Source organism: Pusillimonas sp. (assembly GCF_044464525.1).
Taxonomy (GTDB): domain Bacteria; phylum Pseudomonadota; class Gammaproteobacteria; order Burkholderiales; family Burkholderiaceae_B; genus Pusillimonas.
In genome coordinates, this window is record NZ_JBIQLE010000032.1 from 19770 (window position 1) to 36040 (window position 16271).

General features: G+C 55.5%; 16 protein-coding genes. 10 read left to right on the forward strand and 6 right to left on the reverse strand.

Going from position 1 to position 16271, the window contains the following annotated elements; genetic code table 11:
- Positions 1-11: 11 nt before the first annotated feature.
- From ACIY1O_RS14745 to ACIY1O_RS14760, 4 genes are all read left to right on the forward strand, one after another.
- A complete protein-coding gene (locus ACIY1O_RS14745; protein ID WP_397475855.1) occupies positions 12-1115 on the forward strand; it encodes an ABC transporter ATP-binding protein in 1104 nt (367 codons plus the stop codon).
- Positions 1112-2050, forward strand: a complete 939-nt coding sequence (locus ACIY1O_RS14750) for an ABC transporter permease (RefSeq protein WP_397475856.1) — start codon at positions 1112-1114, stop codon at positions 2048-2050. The genes ACIY1O_RS14745 and ACIY1O_RS14750 overlap by 4 nt, the downstream gene beginning before the upstream one ends.
- A complete protein-coding gene (locus tag ACIY1O_RS14755) occupies positions 2043-2873 on the forward strand; it encodes an ABC transporter permease (RefSeq protein WP_397475857.1) in 831 nt (276 codons plus the stop codon). The genes ACIY1O_RS14750 and ACIY1O_RS14755 overlap by 8 nt, the downstream gene beginning before the upstream one ends.
- A gap of 75 nt (positions 2874-2948) precedes the next feature.
- Entirely contained in the window at positions 2949-3797 is an 849-nt protein-coding gene (locus ACIY1O_RS14760; protein ID WP_397475858.1) for a GntR family transcriptional regulator, read from the forward strand.
- A 45-nt stretch (positions 3798-3842) separates the two neighbouring features.
- On the opposite strand, the gene ACIY1O_RS14765 is transcribed toward ACIY1O_RS14760, so the two are convergent.
- Positions 3843-4241: a RidA family protein gene (locus tag ACIY1O_RS14765; protein ID WP_397475859.1), complete on the reverse strand. Its 399-nt coding sequence runs from the start codon at positions 4239-4241 to the stop codon at positions 3843-3845.
- Between the two features lie 32 nt (positions 4242-4273).
- The gene (locus ACIY1O_RS14770; RefSeq protein WP_397475860.1) at positions 4274-4870 is read right to left on the reverse strand and encodes a nitroreductase family protein; all 597 of its coding nucleotides are present in this window, start codon (positions 4868-4870) and stop codon (positions 4274-4276) included.
- A gap of 78 nt (positions 4871-4948) precedes the next feature.
- On the opposite strand from ACIY1O_RS14770, the gene ACIY1O_RS14775 reads away from it, so the two are divergent.
- The 6 genes from ACIY1O_RS14775 to ACIY1O_RS14800 all read left to right on the forward strand — a co-directional run bounded on the left by ACIY1O_RS14775 (position 4949) and on the right by ACIY1O_RS14800 (position 11243).
- Entirely contained in the window at positions 4949-5989 is a 1041-nt protein-coding gene (locus ACIY1O_RS14775; protein WP_397475861.1) for an ABC transporter substrate-binding protein, read from the forward strand.
- Between the two features lie 9 nt (positions 5990-5998).
- Positions 5999-6808: an alpha/beta fold hydrolase gene (locus ACIY1O_RS14780; protein WP_397475862.1), complete on the forward strand. Its 810-nt coding sequence runs from the start codon at positions 5999-6001 to the stop codon at positions 6806-6808.
- A 67-nt stretch (positions 6809-6875) separates the two neighbouring features.
- On the forward strand, positions 6876-8015 hold the full coding sequence (locus ACIY1O_RS14785; protein WP_397475863.1) for an amidohydrolase family protein: 1140 nt from the start codon (positions 6876-6878) through the stop codon (positions 8013-8015).
- Positions 7990-9312, forward strand: a complete 1323-nt coding sequence (locus ACIY1O_RS14790) for a metal-dependent hydrolase family protein (RefSeq protein WP_397475864.1) — start codon at positions 7990-7992, stop codon at positions 9310-9312. The genes ACIY1O_RS14785 and ACIY1O_RS14790 overlap by 26 nt, the downstream gene beginning before the upstream one ends.
- A gap of 3 nt (positions 9313-9315) precedes the next feature.
- Positions 9316-10320 (forward strand): PDR/VanB family oxidoreductase, encoded by a 1005-nt coding sequence (locus ACIY1O_RS14795; protein WP_397475865.1) that lies wholly within the window; start codon positions 9316-9318, stop codon positions 10318-10320.
- Between the two features lie 38 nt (positions 10321-10358).
- Entirely contained in the window at positions 10359-11243 is an 885-nt protein-coding gene (locus ACIY1O_RS14800) for a fumarylacetoacetate hydrolase family protein (protein WP_397475866.1), read from the forward strand.
- Positions 11244-11305: 62 nt separating this feature from the next.
- On the opposite strand, the gene ACIY1O_RS14805 is transcribed toward ACIY1O_RS14800, so the two are convergent.
- From ACIY1O_RS14805 to ACIY1O_RS14820, 4 genes are all read right to left on the reverse strand, one after another.
- Positions 11306-12232: a DMT family transporter gene (locus ACIY1O_RS14805; protein WP_397475867.1), complete on the reverse strand. Its 927-nt coding sequence runs from the start codon at positions 12230-12232 to the stop codon at positions 11306-11308.
- Positions 12233-12370: 138 nt separating this feature from the next.
- Positions 12371-13585 carry a class I SAM-dependent methyltransferase gene (locus tag ACIY1O_RS14810; RefSeq protein ID WP_397475868.1) on the reverse strand — a complete coding sequence of 405 codons (1215 nt, stop codon included), beginning with the start codon at positions 13583-13585 and terminating at the stop codon, positions 12371-12373.
- A 13-nt stretch (positions 13586-13598) separates the two neighbouring features.
- Positions 13599-13790 (reverse strand): hypothetical protein, encoded by a 192-nt coding sequence (locus ACIY1O_RS14815; RefSeq protein WP_397475869.1) that lies wholly within the window; start codon positions 13788-13790, stop codon positions 13599-13601.
- Positions 13791-14004: 214 nt separating this feature from the next.
- On the reverse strand, positions 14005-15705 hold the full coding sequence (locus ACIY1O_RS14820) for a DEAD/DEAH box helicase (protein WP_397475870.1): 1701 nt from the start codon (positions 15703-15705) through the stop codon (positions 14005-14007).
- Between the last annotated feature and the right edge of the window lie 566 nt (positions 15706-16271).

Below are 16271 nucleotides of genomic sequence, written 5' to 3' on the forward strand. Positions count from 1 at the left end.
GGAGACAGTGTATGAGCGTGCAGACACCGAAACCCGTGTTGGAGGTGCGGGAGGTGGACATTCGCTATGGGAAGAACTTAGTGGTTTCCCAAGCGTCGTTCACCGTAGCTGAAGGCGAATTTGTCACATTGCTTGGCCCCAGCGGCAGCGGGAAAACATCGTTGCTTCGAACGATCGCAGGTTTTATGCCAATCAGCGCGGGCAGCATCACACTCCAAGGTAAACCCATGGAGGCCGTTCCGCCATACCAGAGGGATGTGGGGCTCGTATTCCAAAACTACGGCTTATTTCCACACATGACGGTGGCTGGAAACTTGAGCTTTGGGCCACGGATGAAGAAAGTTCCCGCCGTTCAAATTGAAGAAATCGTAGCCGACGCATTAGCGCAGGTTCGCCTTGAAGGTTTGGGCGACCGCTATCCGCATGAGTTATCGGGCGGCCAACAGCAAAGGGTAGCTATTGCCAGGGCCTTAGCCATGCGCCCTTCGCTTTTGCTGCTTGACGAGCCAATGTCTAATCTGGATGCGAGGCTTCGCGCGGAAATGCGAGTCGAGCTCGTCGCCCTTCTGAGGCGCCTGGGGATGACGGCTGTAGCAGTAACGCATAATCAGGAAGAGGCGCTGGGCATGTCGGATCGCATCGTGGTGATGGCGGAAGGTGGCATCAGACAGGTGGGTACGCCGTCCGATATCTATCTGCGTCCTGCTGATTCTTTTGTGGCCGATTTTGTGGGGGATGCAAATGTTATTGATGTCGAGCATGTTGGATACACCCCCGAGGGGCAGTCGTTATACCGCTCCGGGCCCGAAGTCCTGATCCGAGGTGCGCAGAACGGCATGAAATCCGGTGCGTCAGCTCGGTTACTAATTCGTCCGGAGCTGATCGAGGTGAAGGGCGCGGAGCCTGATGACCCAGGCAGCGATTCCACAGTGGGCCTTCGGGGGCAAGTCGTCAGCACAGCTTATATGGGATCGTTTACTGAGGTGCGTGCAAAGGTGGGTTCGCAGGAGTTCTTGGCGAAGCTTCCAGCTGGTCCCTGTAGTCCGTCGATAGTGGTGGGTCAACAGGTGTTCATGCGCTGGGCGCCCGAAGCCGTGAAGGTGTTGCAGCCATGAATATCCTTGCTTCCCGAGTGCAGCGCCCGCCGCGACTTAATACCCCCAAACGCCAGGCGCCTGAGTTAGCAGTACGACGCCCAGCTATGACGCTGAACTGGTGGCTATTACTTACGCCTGCTCTAGTGTTTCTTGTTTTATTCGGTGCCGCGCTGGTCGACCTGTTGGCCTGGAGTTTGTACTCTGAAGGAAAGCTCGGTGCGGCGCCGTCGGGCTCAATGAGCTTGGGCACCTATGCGCGCGTGCTGAGTGATCCGCTATACATGGGAGCCATTCTGGCGACATTTCGACTCTCGGCCGTATCGACGTTGGCCGCACTGGCTCTTGGCATGCCAGTAGCGTACTGGATCGTGCGCACTCCGTCCAAACGCGTGCAGTCGGTACTGATTATTCTAGTCGCCGTTCCGTTCATGACCAGCCTGATTGTGCGCTTATATGCACTATTACTGGTACTGGGCAATAGCGGGCTCTTGAACAGCGTGCTGCAGGCATTGGGCTGGATACCCGAGAACGATTTTATCCCGATGATTCGCAATGAAGTCGGGGTAACTATTGGGTTGGTGTACTTTGTTCTGCCCTTTGTGATTTTCACTTTGGCCGGAAGTTTCAGGCGCTACGATCGCACGCTAGAAGATGCCGCCAAGAATCTGGGAGCGGACGAGGTCACTACATTCCTTCGAGTCACTCTGCCGCTGTTAATGCCGGGCGTATTGGCCGCCGGTACGTTGGCCTTTGTGCTGGCAGGCACCGCGTTCGCCACTCCCCTGATTCTTGGCGGAAGTAGCGTGCGCATGATTGCCAATGTGATATATGACCAGGCGATGTTCGCTCAAAACATGCCGGTCGCCGCCGCGCTGAGCGTGTTGGCCCTGCTATTTACGATTGCCTGTTTATACGTGGCAGGGAAGTTCTCTCATCGGAGGAGCTATGCATAGTCAATACAACGCTCTCTACCGCATCCGCCGTTGGTTGGCCTATTCCGGAGTATGGATATTAAGAGTGTCGGCATTCGGCCTTCTGTTCTTGCCCATATTGCTGGTCATGCTGCTTTCGTTTGGGGGCGATGCGTATACGACCCTGCCGCCTCAGAGCTACTCGATGCGATGGTATGCGAATATATTCGCACGTAATGAATTCATCGACAGCTTCTTCACCAGTTTGCAGGTCGCTGCGCTATCGACGCCGATATCCGTGATTGTGGGTACCCTTAGCGCATATGGCCTATGGAAGTATCCGCGTGCGGGCGCGCGTGCATTGGAGTCGTTCCTGATGGCTCCTATTATGTTGCCTCTCGTGGTGACCGGGCTTGCTTTACTGGTGTTCTTCAACCGGTGGTATTTCTACGGGGGGTTGTGGACTATCGTTTTGGCTCACGTGATCATCACGTTTCCATATAGCTTCCGCTCAGTGCTCGCATCGCTTAGCCGTTATGATCGACAGCTAGACGAGGTAGCGGCGTCGCTCAGAGTCCGACCGGTGACTGCCTTTTGGCATGTCACGATTCCCATGATTCGGCCTGGCCTGTTCGCTGGCGCTTTATTCGCCTTCGTGATGTCGTTTGACGATTTTGCTGCAACGATATTTCTGATCAGCCCAGATACCAAAACCTTGCCTATCGCGATCTATCAGTACATGGAATTTAATCTGGACCCGACCGTGTCTGCGGTGTCTGCCATGCTCGTCGTGTTAGCCATTATCGGCGTAGTCGTTGTTGATAAGATAGTGGGCATGGATCGATTCGTTGGCTTGCGGGCCTGATTCATTTATTGACATACTAAGTTCAGCACGGCAGTTAGCCTGGAGCTTTCTCCGAGTTCGGAGCAATGCCGTGCCATGATGAGGGAAGAGAAGAATGGCTTTCGAGATATACTTGCGCGTGTTATTTTCCAGCACATCGCACGACAACGACACGACAGTGGCCGCGTATCTATCATGAGTAAATTGACCGAATCCGATCGCGTCTTTGATGGCATCGTCACCGACATACTGGCCGGGGTATTGCGCCCGCGTGATCAGCTTTCCGAACGCGAACTTGTGTCGCGTTTTGGAGTCAGCCGTACCCCGGTTCGCGAGGCGGTCAAGCGGTTGTTGGAACGAGGTTTTATCGAACCCGGCCCTCGCGGGGTGGCTACTGTCATAGATATTAGTCTGGAAGACTTGCGCAAGCTGTATGCCTTGCGTCAGCAACTTGAGTCCACAGCCGCACGCGAGATCGTTGCCAACATCGCGCCGCAGGAAATTTCAGAATTAAAAGAAATTAATAAGCTGTTTGGCAAGGCATTAGAGCAACGAGATCTCGTCAAGATGCTCGAGGTAAGGGCTGACTTCCACGCGGTGCTTAGCGCTGCAACGCGTAACCGGTGGCTCGAGCAAGTTTTGGTGATGCTGCGGAACAAGGCTTATATGGTGCGGCACTACCACTGGCAAGATTTCGAGCGGGCTGCCGCCACTCTAGACATTCACACGCAGATGATTAAAGCGCTCGAACAACGCGACGAAGAGCAGTTCGTCGCGTTGGTGTCGCAACAGATTGGCGCAGCCATAACTGTGTACGAAAATCGACTCCATGCTCCTTCCTGGAACGTACCTCAGGGCAAGCAACGCACGACCGCTCCGAAGCGGCGTGTCACGTCTTCGGATAAGACTGCTAACTCTTCGCCTGCAGTTAAACGCAACTACTGAAAGGTCGCGGGGTAGGCGGCGCCGTCGGCGCCGCATCATCTCTTCTTAAAGCGCTGCGATTGCCTGGAATTCAATCAGTAGGCCCGGATCGGCCAAGTGGTTGACTTCCACAATGGTGCTTGTCGGTAAGTTTTTCTTAAAGAACTCCATTCGCGCCGCCACAATTTCCTTGAACTGCCTGACATCCGTCGTATAGACCACGATTGATACGATGTCCTCCAGGGTTCCTCCTGCCTCTTGAAGAACCGTTTGCATGTTACGAATGCATTGGCGGGTTTGCTCTGCCATATCTCCCGCACCGACTAAGTTACCTTTAGTGTCACGTGAAAGCTGCCCAGAGAGAAAAATCAGTGAAGAAGGCTGGTCGACGCGGACATAGTGGTGATAGATGGTTCGTCTGACATTGGCAAGGCTGGGTGGATCCCCTCTGGTGATGGCGCTCATTTTAAGTCCTTCATGACATGTGGGTTGGAAACTCAGTTTTCACTGATCCAGTGAATCAGCTGTTCTGCTGCATAAGAGGGGCGCGGCGGAACAGGGCGTTCCGGATTGCGATAGCCGACATTGATGACACCCATAAGATGAGAGTCGGGCTCGTTCAACCCGACCAAAGCCGCCACTTCGTCAGATTCGGCCAGGTCACCTGTCGTAATCAGGCTATCGACTCCCGCATCCGCTAACGACAACAAGAAGGTTTGAACTGCTGCCGCTGTCGAAAAGGCTTCCTCTTTAAGCAGTACGCGCGGGTTGGACGTAGCAGGAACGCATGCGACTACAACATTGACGGGCGCATCTTGAGCGCGCTGTATTGCGCGCTTCACATCCTTACCTAGGCGCGCCGCCGCTGCTTCGTATGCGGCGACCAATTTGTGTCGGGCCTTACCCGGAATAACGAAAAATCTCCACGGGCGGGTGCGATGGTGATTGGGTGCGAGCATCGCGTCTTGGAGGGCCCGTTCAAGAATTTCGGCGGGGACTGGGTGATCAAGATACGAGTAGACGGAGCGACGGCGTCGCACCGTATTTTGGAATGGAGTAATTTCAACCGTGGAAGTCTTGACAGAGATATTCATAGCGTTCAGTATGCGTGTATGGTATCCCAATGATATATGTCGAGATGCCATGTGTCTACAACATATAAGGAGGATGACATGAAGCTTAAGAAAATTATGCTGGCGACTGCGCTGTTCGCATCAGTCATGGGCGCCGCCAATTCCCGAGAAATCGTTTTGGCTACTTGGGGGGGAACTTGGGGGAAAGCCATTGTTGAACAGGCTATTGAGCCGTTCGAAAAGAAGACGGGGGTCAAGGTCAAGGTGATATCCGGTGTGTCCCTCGCGAACGTGCAGATGATCTCGGCCCAGCGTGCACAGCCTAAGATAGATCTCGTTATGTTGACTGCTGGAGACGGTATAACGGCATACCAGGACGGCCTATTGGCCCCTCTGGATAAGAACGAGATACCAGTACTTGCCACGTTGCCCCAAGGCGGAATCCCGCAGGATAGCGAAGGTCGTTCAATGTTCGCCGGGATGTGGCTGTATCCCTATGGAATCGTGTACCGCACGGACAGAGTCAAAACAGATATCACCTGTTGGAAAGACTTGTGGCGAGAAGACTTGAGAAACAAGGTGGGTGTGTCTTCGCCCAAATACATGAACGGCTTTTTTCTTCTGATGATGAACAAGCTGGCAGGCGGAAACGAGCAAGACGTGAGACCGGGCCTTGAGCAGGTCAAAACATTGGGCCGAAATCTCGTCGCTGTGGTGGATGATTCCGCGGGCCAGCAACGCTTGCTGGCACAACAGGAGCTATGGGCGGTGCCGATGGTGTCCAGCGCTGCTTACAAAATGATCGATGAAGGGGTGCCCGCGCGCTTTGTGATTCCCTGTGAAGGGGCGCCAGCCAGCATGGACATCATAGCTCTGGTGCAAGATGGCCCGAACCCTGCGGACGCCGCAAAGTTCATTGACTTTTATTTGAGCCCGGAAATCATCGCAAATGTGACACGCGAACTGAAAATCACACCAGTGAACCGTGCCGCCAAGATCACAGCCGAACATGCAAAGTACACGCTTACCGATGAGGAATTCGACAGCCTTGTCCGGTTTGATGATCAGGCTATTGTAGATAACAGGGCGAAATGGCAGGATGCCTGGGACCGCGAAATCGCTCCGATGACTCGTCGTTGAGGTGCAAATATGCCCTACGTTATTGCTAATGGGGTGCGCACCTATTATGAGTCCGAAGGGACAGGGCCGCACCTCTTGCTTATTGCCGGTAACGCAATGGAGCACACAGCCTTCAAAGAGCAAGTGCCCATTTTCAGCAAGCACTTCCGTTGCACTGTTTATGACTTGCGCGGGATCGGCCGTAGCGACGTGCCGGCTGACGGCTACACCCCGGCAGAGATGGCAAAAGATGCGCTGGCATTGTTAAGCGCATTGGGAATTGAGGAGTCGCACGTCGGGGGATATTCCCTCGGCGGTGCGATTGCTCAAGAAATGGCGCTGGCTGCGCCAGCCTGTGTGCTGTCGCTATCACTTTATTCAAGCTTCGAACAGCCGCTGCCCTATATGCGCCTGCGCTACGAAATATTGATCAAGACCATCGAAGAGACCACTCCTGAGCTATGGGCAATGTACAGCGCATTCTCAGCCTTCGGGCCGAACTTCATCAATAAGCATGACGACAAAATCAGGTCGGAAATAGCTCAGAGGGTCCGCCGTTGGACCCTGGAGGAAAGCCCTTCATGTACAGGAATTGCGGGGCATTACAGGGCGATACTCGCGCACGATACCGCAGCTCGTTTATCCGGAATCCGCTGCCCCACATGGATTGCTGTGGGAACGGACGACGTTGTAACACCGGTCTGTCACTCGGAGCGCATGCATGCATTGATCCCAGGTTCCGATCTGCGGATCTTCCCCGGTAAACCGCACCGCATTCTGAATTTTGACTCGGAAGACTTCAACGCCGCGGCTCTCGATTTCCTGTTGCATCGCAAATAGAATGCTTGACTGGCATACCATACAGGTATATATTTGAACTTACCAATCACCACCAATCAGAGGGAACATGGAAAAAGACATCATTATTTCGTCCGACTCGCACGTTTTCGAGCCAACGGATCTTTGGATGAAAGCATTAGGTAAGCGCTTCGGCGAAAAGGTGCCGCACGGAGTTAGTAACTTCGAGGGGCATGAGGGCAATTTCTTTTACGTAGGGCGCCCCGGCGAAGCAGCCTGTCTTGAAGAGCTTGTTTCGGACGACGGCAAAGACCGCCGCCTCGATGATCTTGCCAAAGCAGGATCAGACCCGGTCTATCGTTTGGAGCTGATGGAGAAAGACGGCATCTACGCAGAGGTGCTGAATCCGACTTGGGGGCTCTGGATACCACGAATGGCCGACGGCGAAGCCCGTAATGCGTGTGCGGAAGTATTTAACGATTGGATTCAGGAATATTGCTCCCAGGACCTTAAGCGCTTGCTTGCCGTTGCAATGATTCCGATCGTGGATGTGGATTGGGCCGTAAAAGAGCTGGACCGCGTGGCCAAACGTGGAGCACGCGCCATCATGATCGGCACCAATCCTGTTGATGGCGCAACGCCTTATCGCGACCGGAAATACGATAAGTTCTGGGCTGCAGTGCAAGAGGCCGACCTTCCGGTTACCTTGCATATAGTCACGGGCCAGGCGAGGGATCCGTTCACCTATCACGGGGAAAAGGAAAGAGAGAACATACCTGCCAGTTTCCTGGACCTGTTCTATGAAGTTCAGCCCGCGTTGGCGAACGAATTTGTCTTCGGCGGCATCTTCGACCGCTTCCCAAAGCTGAAGATATTTCTATCGGAATACGATGCTTCCTGGTTGCCTATCCTGAAGTATCGATTAAATCGTATACAGACCTTTCCCGGCTTCGATCATTTGCAGAAAAAGCCGGCAAGTCGTTATGTAGACGAAAATATATACGCGGGCATCATCAATGATCCGCTCATGGCGAAGCTCCGCAACGAAATGAACATGGATCGCATCATGTGGGGTTCCGACTTTCCGCACCCGCCTTGCCCTTACCCGAACACCACCCAGAACATTGATCGTATCTTAAGCGACCTCACGCCCGAGGAACGATTCAAAATTGTGGCTGGCAACGCGGCGAATCTGTTCAATATCGATCTGACGGGAGTGGGAGATGTCAAGAATTATCGAGTTGGCTAACTGCACGCTCATCGACGGCACCGGCAGCGCCCCTATTGAGAACGCTACGATCCGCATTGAAGGCGGCCGCATCGCGGCGATTTGGCAGGGTGGTGTTCGCCCTCCGGAGCACGATGAACCAGCCGACGAGACGCAAGACATTTCGGGCAAGACAATTGTCCCGGGTCTGATCGACGCACACTGTCATATCTCGTATGGCGAAGGTAAGTCGGCAGAGGAGGTTGATATTTATGGGGGCGCGGAGTGGGCCACCGTGCGAGCGGTTTGGAACGCTGGGAAGGTTCTCAAAAGTGGCGTCACCACCTTTTGCGACCCGGGGTCAACATGGAATGTCGCGGTGTCGTGTCGAGATGCGGTCAACAATGGCATGTTTGAGGGGCCGCGGATCTTCGCCGCAGGACGCCATATATCTGCAGACGGCGGCTTTGCCGATTATTTTCCAAGTTGGCTAGGCATGCCGGTATCTGCAGAGGGTGTCCTATGTTCGACGCCAGACGAAATGCGACGCGAGGTGCGCAGACAAGTCAAGAATCGTGTCGATCTCATCAAGATTAGCGGCGACAGTCAGGCGCAGGACTCCTCTCTGGATGTGGGCCCATGCTTCTCTGATGAAGAATTGCAGTGCGTCGTTTCGACCGCGCACGACCTCGGCCGAAAAGTCACTATTCACTCTCGCTATGCCAAGACGGTGGCTGCGGCAGCGCGGGCAGGGGTGGATTGGGTAATTCATGCCTCGTTTATGGATAAAGGCGACATCAGTCTCTTGTTGGATAAGCAGATATCGATTTGCCCTACATTGACGTATACGGCAAACATTGTTCAACATGGTCGGGATGTTGGAGTTGATCCCAACTATATCGAAATCAAGAAGCGTGAGTTGGATTCATTGGTGGAAACGCAGACTCGGGCAGTGGAAGCAGGCATTCCACTAATGGCTGGTTCGGAATCCGGTTTTGCCGTGACACCCTACGGGCAGTGGCATGCCAGGGAGCTCGAGCTGATGGTGGAGCTCTTGGGAATGAAGCCCCTGCAAGCGATTACAGCTGGAACATATACCAACGCACTTGCATTCGGTTGGGATGGCGAAGTCGGAAGCTTGCAGCCCGGCCGCTGGGCTGACCTTCTGGTGCTGGACGGCGATCCTTTGGCGGACATTCGCGTGCTGGGAGATCCCGACCGTATTTCATCGGTTTACAAAGGGGGCATGGTGGTCGACCGTACTGATCTCGGGAAGACCAGGCGGAGAATGGGCCACGAACGATCCCTGACCGTGTCCGGCTCTATGCTTAACAGGTGAACCATGCTTGTCGAAACTCTTGAAACCGATACCAAGACTTCGCCAGCGGAAGAACGTTGGTTTGACGTCTCTGTGTGCGAAGCCATGCGGCTTACATCGGATATTTTGCATGTGAGATTGATCTCGGCAACGAATGACTCTTTACCGATACACGAGCCCGGTGCGCATGTGGCATTGAAGTGCGGCCCAGATATAGTGCGCCATTATTCCTTGACGGGTCCATGTGAGCACGAGGGTCTTTATGACCTGGCGATAAAGCTCTCTCCAACGAGCCAAGGAGGAAGCAGTTGGGTCTTCGATCAAGTGAAAGTGGGTTCGTCATTAAGAATCTCGTCCCCGCGCAATAATTTTCCGCTGGTCCAGAGCGATGACCCCTATCTATTTTTGAGTGGAGGCATCGGCATCACGCCCATCATTTCCATGCTGTATAGGCTGCGCCGGCAGAATATTCGCGCGCGGTTGATACATATGTGCCGAACACCCGAAGACCTGGGGTTCGAGTCATGGCTATCTGACTTGTGTGGGTTTCACGACGTACGCCTCCATTACGACAGCCATGATGGTCAACTCGACCTGGATACAGTGCTAGGCCGTCGAGAACCGAACTGCCAAGTTTATTGCTGTGGGCCTACCGGCATGATGGAAGTCGTACGTAATTATGGTGCTCAGGTAAACGCACTGGACAGATTTCATTTTGAGTACTTTGCCCTAGCGCAAGCGCCTGAGCAAGCGGACGGAGACTGCGAGTTTACGGTTATTCAGAAAAGCACCGGCCGCACGATTCGGGTACTGAAGACCAAGACTATGCTTGCCTCGTTACGGGAGGCAGGTATTGAGATGAAGAGTGAATGTGAATACGGAGTATGTGGCTGGTGCGCGGTTAAAGTCCTTGAAGGCACGCCTGCTCACTTTGACTCGTATCTGACTAATGCAGAGAAGGAGGCCAATGAATTGGTCTTGCCCTGCGTGTCGCGTTGCAAGAGCAAGTCCATAGTCCTGGATATTTAATCCATAACACACTTCGTAAATTGGTTTGAGGAGATGTCTTGAAGCTTGCCACCTTTTGTTTGCCCGCGTTTCCCGAAAAACCAGTGGTTGGTGTAGTGAATGACTGTCGATTGCACCCGATTGAAGTGACGTCGATGAAAGTGCTATTAAGTCGTGGGCCGGACGCGTTGGCGGCGTTGTCTGCTGCCGGGTGTCGCGAGCTGGGCGACGGCTACCGCGTAGAGGATGTCATTTTTCAACCTCCCATCCCGGACGCCGGTAAGTTACTGTGTGTCGGGAAAAATTATAGGGCACATCTGGAAGAGCTTAAGCGAACGGATCTCATCAGGGAAATGCCTTCCGAGCCGACTGGGTTCATTAAGATCAATGAAAGCTTCATCGGCCATGATGCATCAGTGGTCCGTCCGCCCACCGTGAGCCGATTGGATTATGAGCCGGAGTTGGTGTTTGTCATTGGGCGTCCCGCATATCAGGTAAAGCCTGATGATGCATTGTCGTATGTAGCGGGCATTACGTTGCTTAATGACCTGACCTGCCGCGACACCCAGAAGCGCGAGGTTGCGTCTGGAACCCGCTTCTGGACCGCCAAGAATGCTCCTGGCTTCGGACCGATGGGCCCCTACATAATCACGATGGACGAGGTACGCGATCCTTACGACATATGGGTAAGTTGTCGAGTAAACGGAGAGCTACGGATGCGTGTCAATACCAATGAACAGATATGGCGACTGGCTCGGATCATTGAGCATTTCTCGCGACTGGTTCCACTTATGCCAGGTGACATGATTTCCACAGGTGCGCCCGGCGGAGTCGCTGTGGGCAGCGCCGACTCCGAAACCCTATTTCTGAAGCCCGGCGATGTCGTGGAATGCGCTTTCGAGAACCCCGAAATGACTTTACGTAACCATATTGTGGAAGGATAGCGATACCAAGCCGATTCCAGCACCAACTTTTTTAACTATCCGACGTCTGTCCAGGCAGGCCCCTACACATACCGACTCAGCAGCTGCTTCATCCACATATAGCCGCTGACCATCACAATACCCGTGGCCACCAGTACTGCGCCGATCAGGAAGCTGGTGTCCAGCGGCTCGTCCAGCAGCCAGACGCCGAAGAAAATACCGAACAGTGGCGTCATAAACGAGAACACGCCGATGCGCGAGGCGAGGTATTTGGTCAGCAGCCAGAACCAGGCCAAAAAGCTGATGAAGCCGACAATAATGCTTTGAAAGGCGATGCTGCTGATGGCCAGCGCGGTGGGACGAAAGCTCATCTGTCCTGATATAACGGCTGCGGCAAGCAAGATGACAAAGCCGCCTATCAATTGATACAGCAAGGTCTTGCTGGCAGAGGTGTTTGATAGGCGCGTGCAGCGTACGACGACCGTGGTTGCGCCCCAAGCGGCTCCGGCCAACACGCCCAGGAAGTCGCCCAGCAGCATGTTGCTGGCATTGGGCACGACCTGGCCTGCGTCCCGGCCCGCAAAGGCAACGACGATTCCGATGAAGGCCACCAAAATGCCCAGCCACTGGGCGAACGCCAGTTTTTCTTCGGGAAGGCGCCAATGCAGGCCGATGGCGGCGAAGAATGGGGCCGTGTATAAAAACACCGCCATGTGCGAGGCGGTGGTGTAGCGCAGGCCTTCTCCGAGAAAGACGAACTCAAGACCGAACAGTGCACCCACCAGCAGGCCAGGCTTCCAGGAACCGTCGGCCAGGGCCAGGGGTTCGCGGCGCCAGGCCATCAGCAAAGCCACCAGTACGGCCGCTATGCCGGAGCGAATGGCGATCTGCAAAGTGGGGGCGACGTCGACGGCGGCTGCCTTGATGGCGATTTGTTGAAATGCCCAGATCATGCACAGCACGACCAGCATGCCGAATGCTCGGCCGTCTATCCCTTTGCGATCGTGCATGTCCTTCCCTGTCTCCGTTCTACTTTTTGCTGTGCCGACACGAATGCGGTCGGCTTCGTATTATTGTATGGCACCCGGATGCGGCATACGCCTGGCCAGAGGGCCCCGGATCGCTCAATTTATTGATTGTCGCGCGCTCTAGAGCCGATCACGCCGGTCGCCGTGCAGGAACCCCATAAGAGGAACATCCAGGCCACGGCCCACGGCCATGACCTTGAAGAGCTCGCCCATTTCAGCTTCGGACAGCAGCTTCTGCACCGGCCCCACCACTTTGGCATACCCTGCCGCATCATGAGGGTCTAACCCTGTCAGCAGTTCGATCAGGCCCGCATTCATGAGAAAACGCGCCTGAGAAGTGTAGCCTAGAATTTCCAGGCCGCCTTCCAGTGCGGCGTCGGCCATGGCGGTGAAATCTATGTGGGCGGTAATGTCTTGCAGGCCGGGATAAAGCAGGGGGTCTGCGTGCGCGTGGTGACGGAAATGGCACATCAGGGTGCCTTCAGCACGCTGTGGATGATAGAACTCGCGCTGAGGAAAGCCGTAGTCGATCAGCAGAGCTGCCCCTTTCTTAAGCCAGGTTCCCAGTTGCCGCACCCAGGCCTCGGCCTGCACATTAACCTCAGACTGATACCCCGGCAATGGGGGGACGCGTTGCGCCACCAAGGTTTGAAGCTGCTCTGTGGCGGGCCGTTCGGCCAGGACGAAGCGTTGCGTTGCTTCGGAATCAGGTAACTGCGCGCCCTGGTCGCCAAGCTCAACGCCCAATTCCATCACCCGCCCTGTTTCGTTCCAGCGAAACAGCGTGGCGGGCATGGCATCAAGTACTTCGTTGGCGATGATGCAGCCTTTGAAGTTTTCAGGAAGGCCATCGAGCCATTGGACGTTCGCACGCAAGCCCGATAGCCGCTGTCGCTGCCGCTCGCGCAGGTCGGCGGATACTTCCAATATCTGATATTGGGGGCGAATATCGAGCAGATTGAGCGCACGGATCAAGGCTTCGGCCAGCGCGCCCGTGCCGGCGCCCACTTCGAGTATGGTTTTGGAGCCTGATGCGGACAGTATCTGCGCCACCTGCCCGGCTAACGATTGCCCGAACAGAGGGGTCAGTTCGGGCCCGGTGGTGAAGTCGCCTTCGGGGCGGTCGCCGCCGAACTTGGTGCTGCCCGCTGTGTAGTATCCGAGCCCGGGGGCGTACAGCGCATGCTGCATCCATTCTTCGAAGGGCATGAAGCCCGACTCGGAGTGCTGGATGCGGTAGGCAAGATAGTCTTGCATGGCGCTCAGGTGGGTGGCCGAGTCGGCGTCCAGGGGGGGCAGGCCTGCGGGAACAGAGGTGTTTCGTGCCGTATTCATGGATTGTCGTGCATCAGTGGCTGTCGGTACGTTCCTTCGTTTGCCGTTCATGCTTCTTGAGGACGCGTAGTGAATGCACCATCGAGACCAAGAAGGCCACGAGCAACGCTACCATAAGGGCCACAACAAAATTGCCCAAGATTATCCACAACGGAATGACCAGCAGGGCGGCCAGAAGCATGGGGCGGTTGGCGAGTTGTCTCATGTGGAACGTACTTGAATTTTACTGCCGGGTTTGGCTTTGCCGCGACCCGACCGGGTACCCCTAGTATAGGGTGTATGGGAACGCGACCTGCGGCTGCGGTTTGCTGCAGAGCATATTGCATCCGCCGCAGGCCTGACAACGAAAAAAAACCGGGCAGTTCCAAGGGGAACGCCCGGTAGTACTTGCCGTAAGGCTCTTAGGCTAATGCAGTCGATCAGGCAAAGTCGGTTTGGCGTACGCTTTTGCCTTTTCCGGCTGGCTTGCCGCTGAAGCTGGGGCGTGCGCTGGCGCCGAAGCGGCCCTTGGGGGCCGCCGGTGAGCGGCTGGTCGCAGGCCTGTCGGCACGTGCGGCATAGGGCTTGGCCGAAGCGGGACGATCCGAGTAAGCGGTACGATCGCCGGCGCCTTTATGGCCGCCTCGAGCTTCTTTGGGTTGGAAGCCATTGCGGTCGCCATCGCTTTTGAAGCTTCGGGTATCGCGCTCGGCATAACCCGAGGGGCGGCTGGTGGAAACGACGCGGTCGTCAAAGCGGCGCGCAGGGCGGTCGCTGTTGGCTCGGCTGTCGTACACCGGCTTGTCCTCGAAACGAGATTTGCCTGCGAATTCGGAGCGCTCTTCAAAACGAGGCTTGCTGCCGTGAGCGGGCTTGTCACCCCAGGTACCGGCCGGCTTGCGACCATGAGCAGGTTTGCCGCCAAAGCCGCCACGTGGGCCGCTGAAGCTCTTGCCGCCTTTCCCGTTACCCTTGCGGTCGGTGTAGGTAGGACGAGCGGTCTTGGTGGGCTCGAGGCCCTCGATCACATTGGCTGGAATCGGTTGCCCGATGAAGTGCTCAATGCGGCGAATTTTATGACGCTCGGAATGCGTGGCCAGCGTAAACGCCAGGCCGCTATTGCCGGCACGCCCAGTACGACCAATACGGTGGGTGTAGTCTTCCGGCTGCATGGGCAGATCGTAGTTGATGGCGTGGCTGATGCCTTGAACGTCAATGCCGCGAGCCGCCACGTCGGTAGCCACCAGTACTTGCAAGCGGCGCTTTTGCAGCAGGCCCAACGTACGGGTGCGCTGACGCTGGTTCATGTCACCGTGCAGAGACGCTGCCGAAAAGCCTTGGTCAGACAGGCGGTTGGCCAAGTCGTCGGCGCCACGCTTGGTGGACGTGAACACAATGGCTTGGTCCAGATTCGTATCGCGCAGCAAGTGATCGAGCAGGCGCATTTTGTGGCCGGCGTCGTCTGCGTAAAGCAGGCTTTGCGTGATGTTGTCGTGCTGTTGTTTGTGGCCCGAAACCTCGATGCGCAGCGGCGCTTTGAGCATGTCGCGTGCTAGGCGTGCAATGGTGCCGTCGAGCGTGGCCGAGAACAACAAGGTCTGCCGTTCAGCAGGCGTAGCCGCCACAATGGTTTCGATGTCTTCAATGAAGCCCATGTCAAGCATGCGGTCGGCTTCGTCCAGGACCAGGGTCTGGACGGTCGACAAGTTCACGCGACGAGCTTGCAAATGATCGATCAGACGACCAGGTGTGGCTACCAGTACGTCAACGCGACGCGACAGCTGTTTGAGCTGGGCGCCGTAGGGCATGCCGCCCACAACGACGGCCGTGCGAAGGTCAGGAATATGTGCGCCGTACGACTTGGTGGCTTCAGCCACTTGCATGGCCAGCTCACGCGTGGGGGTAAGCACCAGCACCTGAACACCGCGGCCTTTGTTGGCGGGCGCACGGGCGATGCGGTTCAAAGCAGGCAGCATGAAGGCGGCGGTTTTGCCGCTGCCGGTTTGCGCCGAGACCATCAGGTCGTGGCCTTCCAGGGCTTTGGGAATGGAAGCTTCTTGTACGGGGGTGGGGGCGGTAAAGCCCGCTTTGACAAGCGCAGACAACAGCTTGGGTTCGAGACCCAGGGTTTCGAAAGACATGAGATACCTTTGCCGAATGAACGACACATGTAGCGCGGGGCGGAGTATAGGGAGCCCGAAGCGCAGGTTGATTGGAGCATCGTGCCGACCGAATCAACCTGGATGTGCCGTAAAAAGAAAAACGGCAAAAGGCTCGGAGGTCAGGGAGCGATGGTGTTCGGCATGGGTGCTGAGGAATCAGACAACTGCTATGACACAGCAAGGCGCTGTATGAAAATGCCGACACTTGATTAATGCAGTGCCAGAATTATAAGGGGAAAACCGTATTAGGGAAAGCCCCTATCCAAATAAAGTCTTTATTGCCATGAGGCCGTTGTTGCAGAGCGACGCGACGCCGTCCTGATTCACGAGGCGTGTGACGACGCCCACACGAGGCGCTTGCGGCACAACTCTATCGCCTGTCCGTCCTGCATTGCCTTGCAGGATTGGCTCCCCGATCCGCCGTCTTTTTCCACGGTTCATTTCTTTTTACACATCCATAAAAAACTGGTTGATTTATTTTTTACCCTCATGTAAATTTACATCAACGTAAAAACTTTTGGAGCGTGTGATGAGAATGGAAATGC